This window comes from Actinotalea soli, assembly GCF_017565425.1.
Taxonomy (GTDB): domain Bacteria; phylum Actinomycetota; class Actinomycetes; order Actinomycetales; family Cellulomonadaceae; genus Actinotalea; species Actinotalea soli.
The window spans coordinates 77,347-93,381 of record NZ_JAGEMK010000002.1 but is presented as its reverse complement, the minus strand read 5'-3'; the positions used below and the strand labels follow the sequence as shown (position 1 = coordinate 93,381).

Genomic DNA, 16,035 nt, shown 5'->3' with positions numbered 1-16,035 from the left:
AGTCTAAGACGAGCGAAGGTCCCGACGGCGCGGACCGGCCGCACGTGGAACGGGGGCGACGCGTTGCTGGGGCAGCACGTCACCCGGTCCGACCAGCCGTGGCGCGGTGCCCGGGCGGGCGGCCTTGCGGGCGCGCTTGACCTCGTACATCGCGGCGTCGGCCTCGGAGAACAAGGCAGAGGGGTCGCGGACCTCGTCGACCGCGAGGGCCACACCGATGCTCGCGCCGACGGCGGCCATGCCGGCACCGAGGGCCACGGGCTGGCACACGGCCACCTCGAGCCGCTCGACGACGCCCTGCACCTCGCCCTGGTCGCGGATCTCGGTGAGGATCACGCAGAACTCGTCCCCGCCGAGCCGGGCGAGCAGGTCGTGCGGGCGCAGCGAGGAGCGCAGCCGGCGGGCGACGACGACGAGCAGCTCGTCCCCGGCGGCGTGGCCGAGGGTGTCGTTGATCTCCTTGAACTTGTCCAGGTCCACGAAGAGCAGCGCGATGCCCGCGCCGGGGCCCACCTGCGGCAGGCAGATCTCGAGGTTGCGCATGAGCTCGCCGCGGTTGGGAAGGCCGGTGAGGACGTCGTGCGCGGCGGCGTGGGCGAGGGCCTCGGACTGCAGCAGCCGGTCGGTGATGTCCCGCTGGTCCACGACCAGCCCCTCGACGAGCGGGTCGTCGAGCAGGTTGTGCAGGTTCCACTCGTACCAGCGACGTTCCTGGGTCGCGTGGACGACCAGGACGTCGGCCGAGGCGCGGGTCCCGGGACCGGCGGCGACCACCTCGGCGATGCGGGCGGCGACCTTCTCCCGGTGCTCGGTGTCGACCATGTCCAGCAGGGCCGAGCCGAGCAGCTCGTCCCCGGGGTGGCCCATGGTGCGTTCGACGGCGGGGCTCACGTAGGTGAGCCGCCCGGCTCGGTCGCTCACGGTCAGCACGTCGTCCGAGCTGTCCATGAGGGCGCGCAGGCGAGCCTCGGTGCGAGCCAGGGCGTCCTCGGAACGCTCCTGCTCGGCGACGGCGCGGCCCATGTTCGCGATGGCCAGCCAGGCGAGGACGAGGAGCCAGACCGCACCGACGTGGCCGTTGACCGGCGCGACGACGCTCGCGAGCCAGCCGAGCCCGACGCCCACCTGGCCCGCGACGGTGAGGATGCTCGTGATGATGGCCGCGGCCCGCCACCACCGGCTGCCCGACCGCTTGATGTGCACCACGGCGACGATCAGCGCGGTCGCCGGAAGCAGGAAGCTCCAGCCGGCGGTCCAGCAGAAGGCCGCGAGGTAGGCGATGCCGACCGTCAGGCGCAGGCCGGCCCGCTGGTCACGCGGACCGTGCCCGATGAGCCGGTGCACCTCGGCCGAGGCGGTGAGGCCGATGAGCGGGACCAGGAGCGCCAGGACCCACGGGTCGCCCGTGACGAGCTGCCGGTCATGCAGCCAGGAGAAGACGACGTAGCCGAACCCGGCCAGCGCGAGGGTGCCCAGCAGCAGGGGGACACGCGCGAGGCGACGGCGGACAGGCACGTCCGTCTCATCGGCGCGGAGGTGCAGGGAGTGAGCAGATCGGGGTGCGGGTCACCCCGATGGGTGAGGCGGTCGCGGGCCGAGGCGCCGGCCCCGGGACGAGAACCAGCAGGGTCTTGTCCCGGGGCCCTCGAAGTGCATGCTTCGTGCCTCGTGGTCGGGCCAGGTTAGGTGCTCGAGATGGTTCGGATCACGAGTGGGACGAGGAACGCCACGATGAGTGCGATCATCGCCCAGTCGGCAAAGCGAAGTGATCCGACGAACGTCCGGAGCTGTCCCTTCCGCGTCGTGGGTTCAGCGCCGGTGGCCCGCGCTCGTGCGAGCGCCAGCCACCAGGAGCACCCGAGGAATATCCCGCCGATCAGGAACAACAGCGCCCACTGCACAGATAGTGGCCAGGAATCCACCGTCACGCCCCCACTACGCGATCACCATCTCGTAGCAGGCGCCAAGTCCGAATACGCCTGCTACGACGCGAGCCCCCTCTTTCAGGAGCGTGATACTCGCGGCGGCCTTGGTGCTCGATGCCTTGTGCTTGGCGACGCCCGATGAGCCATGCTTGACGACCATGTTGCCGAGCGCCTTGATCTGCTTGACGATCTCCTTGAAGATCGCGGAGTTGGAGGATCCGAGCTTCTTCCAGGCGGTGTAGGCCTTGCCCAGTGCGGTGGTGGACTTCGCCTGCTTCATCTTCACGACCAGTTTGGCGATGCCGACGGCGACCTTGGCGTAGCCTGCCGCACCGAGGGCAATCACGCCCCCGACACACTTGGCCCCCTTCTCTACCCACCACTGCCAGCTCGGGTCCGCGACCACCGGGAAGGCCGTGTCGGTGGTGGTCTCCACCGTCTGGACGACAGTGGAGCCCTCCACGCTGTAGTACGTCGGCAGCGGTACACCGTCCGCGTCAACCGCCCACGGCACGGCGATCTCGGCGATCGTCTCGGTGACGGTGATCGGCTCGGTCACCTCGTCCGGGATAGCGGCGAGTTGCTCGATCTGCTCGTCAGTCAGGTTGTCCAGGTCCTCCAGGGATTCAACTCCTTCCCCGATGATCTCAACGGCGGCATCAGTCACCCGCTCCTCTTCGCCCGGCAGCGCGACGTCGTACTGGACCGGGCCGAGGATCGAGATCGACCCGTCCGGCTGCTCGACGAGCTCCGCACCGTCGGGAAGGTCCAGGGGGAAGGAGATGTCCGTCGGGGCACTCTCGTCGGCGAGGACGGCGACGACCTGCACGCCCGCATCAGTGGCGCGTGTCACGAGCTCCGTGGCTGCCGCTACCCCCGACGCGACAACCACTCCGTCGACGATCTCCACGTCGCTCGCGTCCGCGGTGATGTCAATCCGCATCGTGTCGCCACCAGCCCCCGCCATGGTGATGGTGCCATCGGGTGCGACCGTGAGAGTGGAGGGGGCAGAGACAGACGTAGCGGTACCCGCGGCCGTCTCGACGAGGCGCAGAGCAGTTTGCGCGGTGGAGGCCTCGACTAGCGCCACCGTCGAAGAAGGGTTGTCGGCGCTGAAGGCGTCCGCGGCCTGGCTGATCGCTTCGGCGTCGTCGGACGGTCCGGAGACGGGCGCGCCCCCCGGAGGGATTCCCACGTGCTCCATGTTCTCCGCCGCCGCGGCCGGGAGGCCTGCAAACAGGAATGCGCTCGCCGCGGCACTTGCGATCAGCGCCGCGCCTCGACGCGCTCGTAACGTGGTGAAAGAAGAACTTGCCATCAGCGCCCCTGCCTTTTATGAGTGACTTGTCACAGTTGGCAAGTCGTGAGCGAAAGTTAACTATGACCAGGGCCGGTGTCAACCGCCGCGAAGGGAGGGGCGCTGGGCGGCCGTGCGCAAACGTCCTGGCCAGGGCGCTACCACTGGGCCGCGCGGGTGATCTCGACGCCAAGGTCGGCGACGCTGCCCGCAGTCGTGGCGATCCGATCGCGGCAGACGGCCCGGTGAACGAAACCTGCACCTCGGCCGAGGGAGTGAGGCCGATGAGCTGGACCAGGGGCACCAGGACCCACGGGTCGCCTGTGGTGAGCTGCCCACGGGCTCCGGGACTCGCCAAGGCGGCACGTACGTGGTGTAGCGGGTCACCGTTCTCTGGGGGTTATCCTGCGTACGCCCACTTTCCTCACAAGACGGCGCTCGGGGCGGGAAGGGGCGAGATGGCCTGGCTGCTGCTCGCTTGGTTTGCGCTGTTCGTTGTGACAGCCGCGAAGGATGTCAGGGACAAGGTTCTCAGTGGGTTTGTGCGCCCATCGCGCGCGAGCATCGTCGTGCTTCTCAGTGGAGCGGCGCTCTTCGTCATTCCTTTCCTGAACCCAGGATGTTTCGTATGAGCGCTAGTGACGTTGGTGACGCCACTCGAGATCGGCGAGAGGGCATCCGAGCTCTAGGCCTCTCCGCATCAGGAGGAGTCGTGATGGCGTGTGGCGCTGCCGCAACCACCTGGGCGGAGGAAGAGTCGTGGCAAGCCCTCCCGTGGGTGGTAGCCGGTGCCGTGCTCATGATCCTGCTGCGCCTTGCGCAACCCCACGCGGACCAGTACATGGCGCATCTTGCGGCGACCGGGGGGGCGCTGGGGTTTCCGAAGGTCGATCCCTTGGGTATTCGAGGCGACTACCTCGCTTTTCAAGCAAAGATTGCTGGGGTGTCGACATGGCAGGCTCGGACACTGGTCTGGGGCGCGTGGTCAGTTCCCCTTGCGTTCCTAGTGTTCGTATGGGGCTTTGGGCTGTTCGATCTCGCCTCCGCGATGGCCCGATCGTGACGTTTCGGGGGCTCTCGACCGCGAGGCTGTCTCACGGAGATTGCCTCGAAGACTGAGGCCTTTCGGGATTTGACGGAACGATGTGATCGGACCGCCATGGTGCAGCGTCTCTCCAGCCCGGCCGCCCACGCGACCGATCGATCGCATCGGCCTCATCCTTACGACCCCACCGGTCGCACCGCACCCCATACCGTCGTGAGTGCCTGCCCCCCGTCCTGGTCGATCGCCTCGTGAACCTGACGCTGCTGGGTCTCGCTCGCCCGCACCGCCAGGAAGAACCGGTGCAGCGCGAGACCGGTGAGCTCCCCCACCGGTTGGCGCATCTTCCGCGCGAGCGAGGCGTTCGGATGCCCCGAGGCGACCTCCTCGGGGAGCGCGAGTCGTTCGGCCAGCACGTCGACCATCTCCGCTGGCAGGTCGTAGTTCAGCAGCAACCCGCTGGCGATCTCCGGCTCGTTCGTCGTGATGATGGTGAGGAGGACGTCGTGGCTCAGCGCCCGGTTCGCCACGAGGGCGTGCCGCTCCTCGGTGGTGCCGCGACGCGCCACCGCCGCGGCGATGGGTGGAGGCAGGTCGGGGTGGTCCAGACGCGCAGCCCAGCCCTGCCACCGCTCGCTCATGCGACCCCGAGCACCTCGAGCCACTCCGCCGGCAGCACCGCGTACCCGACGAAGGACACGACGTCGAGCACCGTGTGCGCCACGACCAGCGGCATCACGCGCCGCCGTCGGAGGTAGTACCAGGAGAAGACGATGCCCATCACGACGTTCCCGATGGCCATCCCGGGTCCCTGGTACAGGTGGTAGGTCCCGCGGAGCAGGGCGCTCGCGGCGATGATCGCGGGGACGGACCACCTGAGCTCGAGCAGCCGCTCCATGAGGTACCCGACGGCGACGACCTCCTCGAGCAGAGCGTTCTGCAGGGCCGCGAGGATGAGCACGGGAACGGTCCACCAGTAGGCGTCCAGCCCGGCCGGGTTGATCAGCACGTTGAGGCCGAGGGCTCGTCCCGCGAGGTAGAAGGCGAGCCCGGGGATGCCGATCAGGGCGGAGAGCCCGACGCCGACGCCCAGGTCTCGACCCATGCGGGAGCCGTCGAGCCCGATGCGCCGCAGGGAGGACCGGCCGTGGTCCGACAGCAGGTAGAGCGCCAGGGCGACGGGCACCAGCGCGAAGGCGATGCCGGCCACCTGGTACGTCAGGTCGAGGTAGGGGCGCGGCGACCGGGTCGGGTTGAGGGTCGCGGTCTGCTGCGAGAGGGCCTGCTCGCGGGTGAGCCGCTCGACCAGCCGCAGGGCCGCGTAGAAGGCCGACTGCCCGAGGGACAGGCCCAGCACGATCCAGACCTCGGCGCGCAGTCGGCGCCGTCGCGCGGGCGGAAGGGCGGTGGCGTCGCTGCTCGGACCAGCGGGGGCAGCGTCCGGGGCGGTGGTGGGCTCGGCGGGCACGGGCCAACGCTACGGGAGCGGGCTGGACGGTCCCTGGACGTCGGCGAACCGGGGTGGGCTTGACGGGCGGGCGACGCGCGGTGGACCATCGACAAAGCAGTTTGCAGCGCAAAGTAGTTGCTGGCAGATCACAGGAGTGCCAGTCGACGTCCCGAAGGCACCGGAGGATTCCATGGCCACCGACCCGCACCCCACCCCAGGGAGAGCCACGCCAGGACCCGGTACCCCTGACGGCGCGGCCGACGAGGCGCTCCCCGCCGACGACCTTCCCGACGACGACCCCCTCGACCTCGCGCAGGTCGCCGCGCTCATCGCCGCGCAGCAGGACCGGGTGCGGGCGGCGACCGACCTCGACGGTCGACTTCTCTACGGCTCGTGGGGCGTCGCGTGGCTGATCGGGTTCCTGATGATGTGGCTCGCTGCCCTCGAGGACCCGCCGGTCGAGGTCCCGCGCCTGGCGGCAGGGCTGACGTTCTTCGCGCTGCTCGTCGGGGCCGCGGCCATCACCACCGTCCACCTCTCGCGTCGCAACGCCGGCATCCGCGGTGCCGCAGCCATCCAGGGTGAGATGACCGGGTGGGCGTGGATCCTGTCCTTCGCGGGGGTCGGCGCCCTCTCCTACGCGCTCGGTCGGCTCGACGCGAGCCCCGCGATCATGGGCACCGTCATGCCGGTGCTGTCCTCCTTGCTCGTCGGCGTCCTCTACATGACCGGCGCCGCCGTCTGGATCGACCGCTCCGGGTTCCGGCTCGGGGTCTGGATCTCGAGCGTGACGATCGTCGCTGCCATCGTCGGGCACCCGCACATGCTGCTGGTCATGGCCCTCGCCGGGGGTGGCGGCCTGCTGGCCGGCGCGTTCGTCGAAGGGGTGCAGCGGCGCCGCGCCGAGGCCGCCCGTGCTCGTGACGCCATCCCGTCCGTGGGCTCCTGATGGCTGGCACCCCGGGGGACCTCGACCCCCTCATCCACACCCAGGCCCGGCTGCGCATCATGACCACCCTCACGGCCCTCCCCGACGGCAGCCGCCTCACCTTCCCCCGCCTGCAGTCCCTGCTCGACGCCACCGCGGGCAACCTCTCGACCCACCTGCGCAAGCTCGAGGACGCCGGCTACGTCGAGACGATCAAGGGCCACCAGGGCAGGGTCCCGTCCACCCAGGTCGGCGCGACCCGTGCAGGCCGCGGTGCCTTCGAGAACTACATGACCCAGCTCCGCGCCCTGCTCACCCCGCACCCCGACCTCACCCCACCCGAGAACCCCACCCCGCCCGACGAGGGCGCGACGGCGAGCGCCACCGCCCACGCGACGAGCACGCCCACCACGGCTGAGGAGCCCCGATGACCAGCGCCACCGCCCCGCCCCACGTGGTCGAGGTCGAGCACGTGACCCGCCGCTTCGACGCGACCGTCGCCCTCGACGACGTCTCCCTGACCGTGCGCCGCGGCGAGCTGCTCGGCCTGCTGGGCCCCAACGGAGCGGGCAAGACCACCCTGCTCAGCCTCATCAACGGCCTGCGCAAGCCCGACTCCGGCACCATCCGGCTCTTCGGTGGTGACCCTCGTGACCCGGCCTCGCGCGCCCGCCTGGGGACCACCCCTCAGGAGACGGGCCTGCCCCCGACCCTGCGCGTGGCCGAGGTCGTCGACTTCGTCGCCCGCCACTACCCGGACCCGATGCCGACCGCCGAGGTGCTCGAGATGTTCGGGCTCACCGACCTGGCTCGGCGCCAGACCGGCGGCCTCTCGGGCGGGCAGAAGCGCCGCCTCGCGATCGGCCTCGCCCTCACCGGCCGCCCCGAGCTGGTGCTCCTCGACGAACCGACCACCGGCCTCGACGTCGACGCCCGCCACGCCCTGTGGGACGCGCTGCGCAGCTACCACGCCCAGGGCGGCACCATCGTGCTGACCTCGCACTACCTCGAGGAGGTCCAGGCCCTGGCTCAGCGCGTCGTCGTCGTGGACCGCGGGCAGGTGCTCGCCGACGACAGGCTCGACGTGATCCTCGACCGCGTGGCCCTGCGCCGCATGAGCCTGCGCGTCCCCGACGCCGCGGTCTCCTCCCTCGCCACGGTCCCGGGCCTCACCCAGCACGAGACCAGCGCCGACGGGCGGCACGAGCTCCTGGTCAGCGACGCCGACGCCGCAGTCCGCGCGCTCGTCGCCGCCGACGTGCCCTTCGAGGGGCTCACCATCGCCGGCGCCACCCTCGAGGAGGCCTTCCTCACCATGACCCGCACCCCGCCCGGGGCAACCCAGCCCGGCGCCACCCAGCAAGCAGCCGCCGTCGACCAGGCCCGGTCCACCGTCACCACCGAGGGAGCACGCCCATGACCGTCGACGCGGGCCGCGAGCTGCGCCTGACCCTCGCCCACACCCGCTTCCAGGTGCTCGAGACCGTGCGGATCCCGATCGCCGTGATCGGGAACATGGTGTTCCCCGCCCTGGCCCTGAGCTTCTTCGTGCTGCCCCAGCGGGAGATCGCCGGCGACACCCAGCTCGCGACCCAGGCCGTCGCGCAGTTCGCGCTCTTCGCCGTCATGTCCACCTGCATCTTCACCTACGGGGTGGGGGTCGCCGAGGACCGCGCCCAGCCCTTCGACGCCTACATCCGCACCCTGCCCGCCGGCCCCGTGCCGCGGCTCGGCGGGCGCCTGCTCAGCGGCGGGCTGTTCTCCCTCATCGCCCTCGTGCCCCTGCTCGTGCTCGGGGCCGTGGCCACCGAGGCCGCACCGAGCGCGGGCCAGCTGATCGGCGGGATCGGCATGGTGCTGCTCGCCGGCACGCCCTTCCTCTTCGCCGGCCTCGCGATCGGCTATGCCCTGAGCGTCAAGGCAGCGCTGCCCATCGCCCAGGTGATCCTCTTCCCGCTGGCCTTCGGCGGCGGGCTCTTCCTGCCCCCGGAGATGTTCCCCGGCTGGCTCGACACCTTCTCCGGCTTCCTCCCCACCCGCGCCGGACGAGACCTGCTCGTGCACGTCACCACCGGCAGCGGGGCGACAGTGTTCGACGTCGTCGTGCTCGTGGGGTGGACCGTGCTGGTGGCCGCGCTCGCGGTCACGGCGTACCGCCGGGACCAGGGGCGCCGGTTCCGGTGAGCGGGCGCGGCCGACGGCGCCGGGATCCTGTTGCTGCGCCGCCGGTTCAGCCCGCCCGGCGCAGCCGCAGCGAGTTCGTGACCACCAGCACTGAGCTGAAGGCCATCGCGGCCCCCGCGATCATCGGGTTGAGCAGGCCCAGCGCGGCCAGCGGGATCGCGGCCACGTTGTAGGCGAAGGCCCAGAACAGGTTCTGCTTGATGACCCTCAGGGTGCGGCGGGACAGGCGGATGGCCTGACCGGCCGAACGCAGGTCACCGCGCACCAGGGTGATGTCGGCGGCCTGGATCGCGACGTCGGTGCCCGTGCCCATGGCCAGGCCCAGGTCGGCCTGCGCGAGGGCGGCGGCGTCGTTCACGCCGTCGCCGATCATCGCGACCACGCGGCCCTCGGACTGCAGCTCCTCGACGACCTCGACCTTCTGCGCGGGCAGCACCTCGGCGATCACCTCGCTGATGCCCACCTGGTCGGCCACGTGCCGGGCCGCGCCCGCGTTGTCGCCGGTGAGCAGCACGGGGCGCAGGCCGAGGGCGGTGAGCTCGGCGACGGCCGCGGTCGAGCTGGCCTTGACCGGGTCCCGCAGCACGAGCACTCCGCGTGCAGCCCCGCTCCACGCAGCCATGACCGCGGTGGCGCCGCCCTGCTCGGCCTCGGTGAAGACGCCGTCGAGGGCCGTGGTGCTGACCCCCTGCTCTCGCAGCCAGGTCGGGCGCCCGACCAGGACGCGGCGACCCACGCCGACCCCGCTGTGGGCGGTGCGGACCACACCGGAGACCCCACGGCCGGGCTCGTTGAGGAACTCGACCACCTGGTCGGAGCCGACCGCCACACCGTCCGCCCCCACCGCGACGTCGTCGGGCGCGGGGGTTCCTGGCTCGGGGGCGCCACCCGTGGTGAGGGTGTCGCGGGCCCCGGCGGCGATCGCGCGCGCGATGGGGTGCTCGCTGCGGCCCTCGACGGCTCCGGCGAAGCGCAGCAGCTCCTCGCGCTCGACGCCCTCGCCGGGCAGCACCTCGACGAGCTCCATGCGCCCCTCGGTCACCGTGCCGGTCTTGTCGAGCACCACGGTGTCGACCCGGCGGGTGGACTCGAGGATCTCAGGGCCCTTGATGAGGATGCCGAGCTGAGCCCCGCGGCCCGTGCCCACCAGCAGAGCCGTGGGGGTCGCCAGGCCCAGGGCGCACGGGCAGGCGATGATCAGCACGGCCACGGCCGCCGTGAACGCAGCCTGCACGCCGCCGCCGACCAGCAGCCAGACGACGAAGGTGCCGATGGCCAGCACGTTGACGATCGGGACGAAGACCGCCGAGATCCGGTCGGCCAACCGCTGGATCGGCGCCTTGCCCGTCTGGGCCTGCGCGACCAGCCGGCCGATCTGCGCGAGCATCGTCTCCTCGCCCACGCGGGTCGCCCGGACGGCCAGCCAGCCCGAGGTGTTGATGGTCGCCCCGGTCACCTGGCTGCCCGGCTCGACGTCGACCGGCACGGGCTCACCGGTGAGCAGCGAGGTGTCGACGGCGCTCGTGCCCTCGACGACCACGCCGTCGGTGGCGACCTTCTCCCCGGGACGGACGGCGAAGAGGTCACCCTCGCGCAGGTCCTCGACCGGGACCTCGCGCTCGGTGCGCCGACCGCCGTCGTCGACCAGCAGGGTCGCCTGGGTGGCGCCCAGGGAGAGCAGGGTGCGCAGGGCGTCGCCCGCCTGACGGCGCGAGCGGTGCTCGGCGTAACGGCCGGCGAGGAGGAAGGTCGCCACCACGGCGGCGACCTCGAAGTAGATCTCGGGCATGTGCATCTCGCCCGCACCCATGCGGGGGATGAGCACGGGCTCCATCCGCATGCCGATCTCGCCCGCCCCGCCCAGGGTCACGGCCCACACGGACCACAGGCTCGCGGCCGTGATGCCGAGGGAGACCAGGGTGTCCATGGTCGAGGAGCCGTGCCGGGCTGCCCGGACCGCCGCCCGGTGGAACGGCCACGACGCCCACGTCACCACGGGCAGGGCCAGCACGGTGACGACCCACTGCCAGCCCGGGAACTGCAGCGGCGGCACCATCGACAGCACCAGCACCGGCAGCGTGAGGATCGAGGCGACGATCAGACGACGGCGCAGGTCCGCGCCCCGGTCCCGTTCGGGGGCCGAGGTGTCCTCGTCCGGGTCCATCTCGTGGCCCTCGGCCATCGAGTGGCCCGAGAGGGCCATGTCGTGGCTGTCGTGCGTGCCGGACCCGTCCGCGTCCGCCGCACCCTGCTCGGTCTCGGCCGCCCGCGCGGCCTTGGCCTTCGCGACGGCGCGGCTGTCCCGCAGCACGGTGGCGGAGTAGCCCGCGGCCTGGACGGCCTTGACCACGGACGCCGCGTCGACGTCGTCGGCGATGTGGACCTGGGCGGTCTCGGTCGCGAGGTTGACGGTCGCCGTGGCCCCCGGGACCTTGCCGATCTTCTTCTCGACCCGTGCCACGCACGACGCGCAGGTCATGCCGCTCACGGCGAGGTCGAGCACGGCGACGGGGGCCGTCGTCTGCTCGAGGGGGGACGGGGTGGCGGCGTCAGCCTTGCCGGGGGAGGCGCTTGCCGTGCCGGGGGCTGGGGTGCCTGCGGGGGTCTGGTCGGTCATGTGATCACGTCCGAGGTCGTGTGATGCGGGGTGGGTGGACCTGGGGCCGGTGCGTCCAAGCCGGTGCGTCCAAGCCGGTGCGTACGGGGGCCCGAACGGCCGGCCCGGTCAGTCGCTCAGATCAGGGAGCGCGGCGGGGCGATCGTGTAGCCGGCCTCGTCGATCGCGCCGGCGACGGCCTCGTCGCTCAGGGGCTCGGTGCTGGTGATGGTGACCGTCGAGGTGCCGCCCGTCACGAGGTCGACGTCGACCGCGGTCACCCCGGCCAGGGCGCGCAGCTCCTCGTCGACCGAGCTGACGCAGTGCCCGCAGGTCATGCCCTGGACGCCGACGGTGGTGGTCTGGGTGCTGGTGCTCATGGTGCTCTCCTGTCTACGTCTCGTGTCAGAACCTCAGGTACCCCTGGGTATCCGTGCTTCTGACACGAGGTGGGGTGATGGTCAGCTGCGGACGAGGCGGGCGATCGCGTCGGAGGCTTCGCGGACCTTGGCGGCCCCGGCCTCGTCGGACTCACGCGCCGCATCGACGACGCAGTGCGCGAGGTGGTCCTCGAGCAGGCCCAGGCTCACGGCCTCGAGGGCCTTCGTGACCGCCGCGACCTGGGTGAGGATGTCGATGCAGTACGTGTCCTCGTCGACCATGCGCGCGATGCCGCGGACCTGCCCCTCCACGCGACGCAGCCGCTTGAGGTAGTCGTCCTTGCTGCCCGTGTATCCCGCCATGGGTCCCTCCTCGGTGTCTGCAGGCTCAACACCATACCCCCCATGGGTATTCCGGACGTCGGGACGGAGGTCCCGGGGCGGCTGCGCCTGGAGCGGCCGTCCCGCTCCGCCCGCCCGCACCCACGCCCCGCACCCACGCCCCGCACCCGCGCTCCGCCGACGGCGGACCCGAACACCGGGGTCGATCAGGGTCACTATCTGACCTTGATCGACCCCATTGACCCGGACCCGAAGGGGTGGCTGCGGGACGGCGAACGTTGGGGTTGATCGGGGTCACCATCTGACCTTGATCGACCCCATTGACCCGGACCCGAAGGGGTGGCTGCGGGACGGCGAACGTTGGGGTTGATCGGGGTCACCATCTGACCTTGATCGACCCCAACGATGGGTGTGGCTGGAGAGGCCCGGGTGGGTCGTCGCACGCCGTGGACCGCGTCGTCCCGTCCGCTCTCGGGGCTTGGGGTCGATCGGGGTCGCCATCTGACCCTGATCGACCCCACAGCGCGCCCGCCCGGTTGCAGGGCCCGCCCCCTGGGCCGGCGCCGGGAGGTCCGATGAGTTTTCCTCTCGACGGCGGTCTGCCCCGAGGACCACCATCGATCTGAGCCCACCATCGACCGAGGCCCCCGCCCTACCCCCAGCCCGCCCCCACGCCCCCCGCCCCCACGCCCCCCGCCCCCACGCCCCCCGCCCCCGCACCCTGCCCATCGATCTCGTGTCAGAACCACAGATACCCAGAGGTACCTGAGCTTCTGACACGAGGTGGAGATTGGAGAGCACCATGACTGACCTCGCCATCGAGACCCACGGGCTCGTGAAGGTCTTCGGCAGCACCCGCGCCGTGGACGGCGTCGACCTCGCGATCCCGCGCGGCGGGGTGCACGGGTTCCTCGGCCCCAACGGCGCGGGCAAGACGACCACCATCCGGATGCTCGCGACCCTCTCCACGCCCGACGGCGGTACGGCCCGCGTCCTGGGTCGCGACGTGGTCCGCGAGGCCGACGAGGTACGACGTCGGGTCAGCCTCACCGGGCAGTTCGCCTCGGTCGACGAGGACCTCACCGGGCGGGAGAACCTGCGCCTCATCGGACGGCTCTTCGGCTACACCGGCCCGGGGGCCACCCGGCGGGCGAACGAGCTGCTCGAGGCCTTCGGCCTGGCCGAGGCCGGGGACCGCCAGGTGAAGAAGTACTCGGGCGGCATGCGGCGCCGGATCGACATCGCGGCAAGCATCGTCGTGACCCCCGAGCTGCTCTTCCTCGACGAGCCGACCACGGGCCTGGACCCGCGCAGCCGCAACGAGGTGTGGGACATCATCCGGGCCATGGTCGGCAGCGGCACCACCGTGCTGCTCACCACCCAGTACCTCGACGAGGCCGACCAGCTCGCGGACCGGATCAGCGTGATCGACAGCGGCAAGGTCATCGCCGAGGGCACCTCGAGCGAGCTCAAGGCCTCGGTGGGCTCAGGCTCGCTCCACGTACGCGTCATGGACCCCGCGGACCGCGCCGCCGCCCAGCAGATCCTGGTCCGCGAGCTCGGGGTCGAGGTCCGCGAGGGTGTGGACCCGGCGGCCCTGGACGCGAGCGTCGACAGCTCGACCGTGGTGACCCGCGCCCTGGGCTCCCTCGACGCCGCAGGCATCACCCTGGCCCAGTTCGCCCTCGGGCAGCCCACCCTCGACGAGGTCTTCCTCGCCCTCACGGGCCACACAGCCGAACCCGAGCAGTCCGAGACCGAGGAGGACGCAGCATGAGCGTCGCCGCCCCCACCGCCCAGAAGCACGAGACCTCCAAGATCCTCTCGGCCCTCGCCAGCACCGAGCGCCCTGAGCCCCCGGGCCCGATCTCGACCTCCTTCACCTTCGGCTGGCGTGCCCTGCTCAAGATCAAGCACGTGCCCGAGCAGCTGGTCGACGTCACGATCTTCCCGATCATGTTCACCCTGCTGTTCACGTTCCTCTTCGGCGGGGCGCTCGCGGGCAGCACCGTCGAGTACGTGCAGTTCCTGCTCCCGGGGATCCTGGTGCAGGGGGTCATCATGATCACGATGTACACCGGCACCACCCTGCGGACCGACATCGAGAAGGGGGTCTTCGACAGGTTCCGGTCACTGCCGATCTGGCGCCCCTCGGCCCTGGTCGGGATGCTCCTGGGCGACGCCGCGCGCTTCACCATCTCCGCGCTGGTCACCATCACCCTGGGGCTGATCCTGGGCTGGCGGCCGCAGGGCGGGCCGGTCGGGGTCGCGCTCGGCGTGCTGCTGCTCCTCGTGTTCGCGTTCAGCCTCGGCTGGGTGTGGACCTTCCTCAGCCTGGTGCTGCGGACCTCGAACGCGATCATGGGCGTGAGCATGCTGGTCATCACGCCGCTGACCTTCGGCAGCAACATCTTCGTGGACCCGTCCACCATGCCGGGCTGGCTCCAGGCCTTCGTCGAGGTGAACCCCGTCTCGCACCTGGTGACCGCGGTGCGTGCCCTCATGGGCGGGACGGACCCCGGAAACGGCATCGTGCTGACGCTCGTCTCCTCGGCCGCGCTGGTCGCCGTCTTCGGCTCCCTGACGATGTGGCGATACCGCGACCCTCGGTAGCCCGCCGCTGCCGTATGCTCACGACCGCGAGGGGAGTACTTCCCAGCATCGACCCGGTCAATACGGCGCACCAGCGACCTCGGGCGGTGGTCCTTGATGACGAGGGCGAAGGAGACCTCGGAGCCCTGACCCCCTGGAGACTCCGTGCTGCCCATGCCTGCGTCCGTCCTCGCTGCCGTCGAGGCTGAACCCGCCCTGACCTCGATCGCCTCCCCGACCATGTGGGGCATCACGATCCTGGCCGTCCTCGGCCTGCTGGTCATGGACTTCATCCTGACCCGCCGCCCGCACGAGGTCTCGATGCGTGAGGCCCTCGGGTGGAGCGCCTTCTACATCGCGCTGCCGCTGGCCTTCGGCGCGTTCCTGTGGTCCCGCTACGGCTCCACCACCGGGGTCGAGTTCCTCACCGGGTACGTCGTCGAGAAGTCCCTCTCGGTCGACAACCTCTTCGTCTTCATGCTGCTGCTCACCGCCTTCGCGGTGCCCGCGGCCCTCCAGCAGCGCGTGCTCCTCTTCGGCATCGCCGGCGCCCTGGTGCTGCGCGGCATCTTCATCGCCCTCGGGGCGGCGGTGCTGGCGAGCTTCAGCTTCGCCTTCCTGCTCTTCGGCGCGATCCTGCTGCTCACCGGCGTCAAGATCCTGCGGGACCAGGTCAAGGGCACGGGGCACGAGGTCGACGTCTCCTCGATGCGGTCGGTGCGCCTCATCCGCCGGGTCATGCCGGTCACCGACGACTACCGCGGGCCGCGGCTCTCCGTCCGGGAGAACGGGCGCCGGATGCTGACCCCGCTGGCCGTCGTCGTCGCGGCCATCTTCGCGACGGACATCGTCTTCGCGGTCGACTCGGTGCCCGCCGTCTTCGGCATCACGAGCGACCCGTACCTGGTGTTCGCGACCAACGCCTTCGCGCTGCTGGGCCTGCGCGCCCTGTACTTCGTGCTGCAGGGGGCGCTGAGCAAGCTGGTGCACCTGGGGTACGGCCTCGCGGCGATCCTCGGGTTCATCGGGGTCAAGCTCGTCCTGCACTGGGCCCACGGCATCTGGCCGAGCGTCCCGGAGATCCCGACGGTCCTCTCCCTCGGCGTGATCGTCGTGGCCCTGCTCGTCGTGACCGCGACCAGCCTCTACGCGACCCGCCACGGCGGCGAGGACTCCCACGCCACCGCCCACGTCGCCGAGCCCGTCGAGTCCCGCACCGACTGACCCACCTCGTGTCAGAACCTCGGATACCCCTAGGTATCCGAGGTTCTGACACGAGATCTGGTTCTGGGACGAGAT

General features: G+C 71.1%; 16 protein-coding genes. 9 read left to right on the top strand and 7 right to left on the bottom strand.

Translation table 11 applies throughout. The features are described from left to right. Positions 1 to 3 precede the first annotated feature (3 nt). Together J4G33_RS17000 and J4G33_RS04685 are read right to left on the bottom strand one after the other, a co-directional pair. Positions 4 to 1,515 carry a sensor domain-containing diguanylate cyclase gene (locus J4G33_RS17000; protein ID WP_208054785.1) on the bottom strand — a complete coding sequence of 504 codons (1,512 nt, stop codon included), beginning with the start codon at positions 1,513 to 1,515 and terminating at the stop codon, positions 4 to 6. Between the two features lie 420 nt (positions 1,516 to 1,935). Next, positions 1,936 to 3,129, bottom strand: coding sequence for a hypothetical protein (locus J4G33_RS04685; protein ID WP_208054784.1), 1,194 nt, complete (start codon positions 3,127 to 3,129; stop codon positions 1,936 to 1,938). A gap of 551 nt (positions 3,130 to 3,680) precedes the next feature. Between J4G33_RS04685 and J4G33_RS04680 the strand changes: the two genes are divergently transcribed. Both J4G33_RS04680 and J4G33_RS04675 read left to right on the top strand, forming a co-directional pair. Next, entirely contained in the window at positions 3,681 to 3,854 is a 174-nt protein-coding gene (locus J4G33_RS04680; RefSeq protein ID WP_208054783.1) for a hypothetical protein, read from the top strand. A gap of 161 nt (positions 3,855 to 4,015) precedes the next feature. Then, a complete protein-coding gene (locus J4G33_RS04675; protein ID WP_208054782.1) occupies positions 4,016 to 4,285 on the top strand; it encodes a hypothetical protein in 270 nt (89 codons plus the stop codon). Between the two features lie 158 nt (positions 4,286 to 4,443). On the opposite strand, the gene J4G33_RS04670 is transcribed toward J4G33_RS04675, so the two are convergent. Both J4G33_RS04670 and J4G33_RS04665 read right to left on the bottom strand, forming a co-directional pair. Further along, positions 4,444 to 4,905, bottom strand: coding sequence for a hypothetical protein (locus tag J4G33_RS04670; RefSeq protein ID WP_208054781.1), 462 nt, complete (start codon positions 4,903 to 4,905; stop codon positions 4,444 to 4,446). Then, on the bottom strand, positions 4,902 to 5,732 hold the full coding sequence (locus tag J4G33_RS04665; protein ID WP_372434969.1) for a CPBP family intramembrane glutamic endopeptidase: 831 nt from the start codon (positions 5,730 to 5,732) through the stop codon (positions 4,902 to 4,904). The genes J4G33_RS04670 and J4G33_RS04665 overlap by 4 nt, the downstream gene beginning before the upstream one ends. A gap of 172 nt (positions 5,733 to 5,904) precedes the next feature. Here J4G33_RS04665 and J4G33_RS04660 point away from each other — a divergent pair, with 172 nt between their 5' ends. The 4 genes from J4G33_RS04660 to J4G33_RS04645 are packed head-to-tail and all read left to right on the top strand — an operon-like array spanning position 5,905 to position 8,826. Next, positions 5,905 to 6,663, top strand: coding sequence for a hypothetical protein (locus tag J4G33_RS04660; protein WP_208054780.1), 759 nt, complete (start codon positions 5,905 to 5,907; stop codon positions 6,661 to 6,663). Beyond that, complete coding sequence (locus tag J4G33_RS04655; protein ID WP_208054779.1) at positions 6,663 to 7,073, top strand: transcriptional regulator; 411 nt, start codon at positions 6,663 to 6,665, stop codon at positions 7,071 to 7,073. Before J4G33_RS04660 ends, J4G33_RS04655 begins: the two co-directional genes overlap by 1 nt. Beyond that, positions 7,070 to 8,062, top strand: coding sequence for an ABC transporter ATP-binding protein (locus tag J4G33_RS04650; protein WP_208054778.1), 993 nt, complete (start codon positions 7,070 to 7,072; stop codon positions 8,060 to 8,062). Before J4G33_RS04655 ends, J4G33_RS04650 begins: the two co-directional genes overlap by 4 nt. Further along, the gene (locus tag J4G33_RS04645) at positions 8,059 to 8,826 is read left to right on the top strand and encodes an ABC transporter permease (protein WP_208054777.1); all 768 of its coding nucleotides are present in this window, start codon (positions 8,059 to 8,061) and stop codon (positions 8,824 to 8,826) included. Before J4G33_RS04650 ends, J4G33_RS04645 begins: the two co-directional genes overlap by 4 nt. 46 nt (positions 8,827 to 8,872) lie before the next feature. Here J4G33_RS04645 and J4G33_RS04640 read toward each other — a convergent pair whose 3' ends face one another. The 3 genes from J4G33_RS04640 to J4G33_RS04630 form a co-directional block, all read right to left on the bottom strand. Next, entirely contained in the window at positions 8,873 to 11,443 is a 2,571-nt protein-coding gene (locus tag J4G33_RS04640; RefSeq protein WP_208054776.1) for a heavy metal translocating P-type ATPase, read from the bottom strand. A 116-nt stretch (positions 11,444 to 11,559) separates the two neighbouring features. Continuing rightward, positions 11,560 to 11,802, bottom strand: a complete 243-nt coding sequence (locus J4G33_RS04635; RefSeq protein ID WP_208054775.1) for a heavy-metal-associated domain-containing protein — start codon at positions 11,800 to 11,802, stop codon at positions 11,560 to 11,562. Between the two features lie 81 nt (positions 11,803 to 11,883). Next, positions 11,884 to 12,165, bottom strand: coding sequence for a metal-sensitive transcriptional regulator (locus tag J4G33_RS04630; protein WP_208054774.1), 282 nt, complete (start codon positions 12,163 to 12,165; stop codon positions 11,884 to 11,886). Positions 12,166 to 12,946: 781 nt separating this feature from the next. Between J4G33_RS04630 and J4G33_RS04625 the strand changes: the two genes are divergently transcribed. From J4G33_RS04625 to J4G33_RS04615, 3 genes are all read left to right on the top strand, one after another. Next, entirely contained in the window at positions 12,947 to 13,921 is a 975-nt protein-coding gene (locus tag J4G33_RS04625; RefSeq protein ID WP_208054773.1) for an ATP-binding cassette domain-containing protein, read from the top strand. After that, positions 13,918 to 14,757, top strand: coding sequence for an ABC transporter permease (locus J4G33_RS04620; RefSeq protein WP_208054772.1), 840 nt, complete (start codon positions 13,918 to 13,920; stop codon positions 14,755 to 14,757). The genes J4G33_RS04625 and J4G33_RS04620 overlap by 4 nt, the downstream gene beginning before the upstream one ends. Before the next feature lie 153 nt (positions 14,758 to 14,910). Next, a complete protein-coding gene (locus J4G33_RS04615; protein WP_208054771.1) occupies positions 14,911 to 15,960 on the top strand; it encodes a TerC family protein in 1,050 nt (349 codons plus the stop codon). The last annotated feature ends 75 nt before the right edge of the window (positions 15,961 to 16,035 follow it).

Coding starts and splice junctions, on each gene's coding strand:
- J4G33_RS04685 (WP_208054784.1), bottom strand. CDS start 3,129: ATGGAGCACGTGGGAATCCCTCCGGGGGGCGCGCCCGTCTCCGGACCG.
- J4G33_RS04680 (WP_208054783.1), top strand. CDS start 3,681: ATGGCCTGGCTGCTGCTCGCTTGGTTTGCGCTGTTCGTTGTGACAGCC.
- J4G33_RS04670 (WP_208054781.1), bottom strand. CDS start 4,905: ATGAGCGAGCGGTGGCAGGGCTGGGCTGCGCGTCTGGACCACCCCGAC.
- J4G33_RS04660 (WP_208054780.1), top strand. CDS start 5,905: ATGGCCACCGACCCGCACCCCACCCCAGGGAGAGCCACGCCAGGACCC.
- J4G33_RS04655 (WP_208054779.1), top strand. CDS start 6,663: ATGGCTGGCACCCCGGGGGACCTCGACCCCCTCATCCACACCCAGGCC.
- J4G33_RS04650 (WP_208054778.1), top strand. CDS start 7,070: ATGACCAGCGCCACCGCCCCGCCCCACGTGGTCGAGGTCGAGCACGTG.
- J4G33_RS04645 (WP_208054777.1), top strand. CDS start 8,059: ATGACCGTCGACGCGGGCCGCGAGCTGCGCCTGACCCTCGCCCACACC.
- J4G33_RS04640 (WP_208054776.1), bottom strand. CDS start 11,443: ATGACCGACCAGACCCCCGCAGGCACCCCAGCCCCCGGCACGGCAAGC.
- J4G33_RS04635 (WP_208054775.1), bottom strand. CDS start 11,802: ATGAGCACCAGCACCCAGACCACCACCGTCGGCGTCCAGGGCATGACC.
- J4G33_RS04630 (WP_208054774.1), bottom strand. CDS start 12,165: ATGGCGGGATACACGGGCAGCAAGGACGACTACCTCAAGCGGCTGCGT.
- J4G33_RS04625 (WP_208054773.1), top strand. CDS start 12,947: ATGACTGACCTCGCCATCGAGACCCACGGGCTCGTGAAGGTCTTCGGC.
- J4G33_RS04620 (WP_208054772.1), top strand. CDS start 13,918: ATGAGCGTCGCCGCCCCCACCGCCCAGAAGCACGAGACCTCCAAGATC.
- J4G33_RS04615 (WP_208054771.1), top strand. CDS start 14,911: ATGCCTGCGTCCGTCCTCGCTGCCGTCGAGGCTGAACCCGCCCTGACC.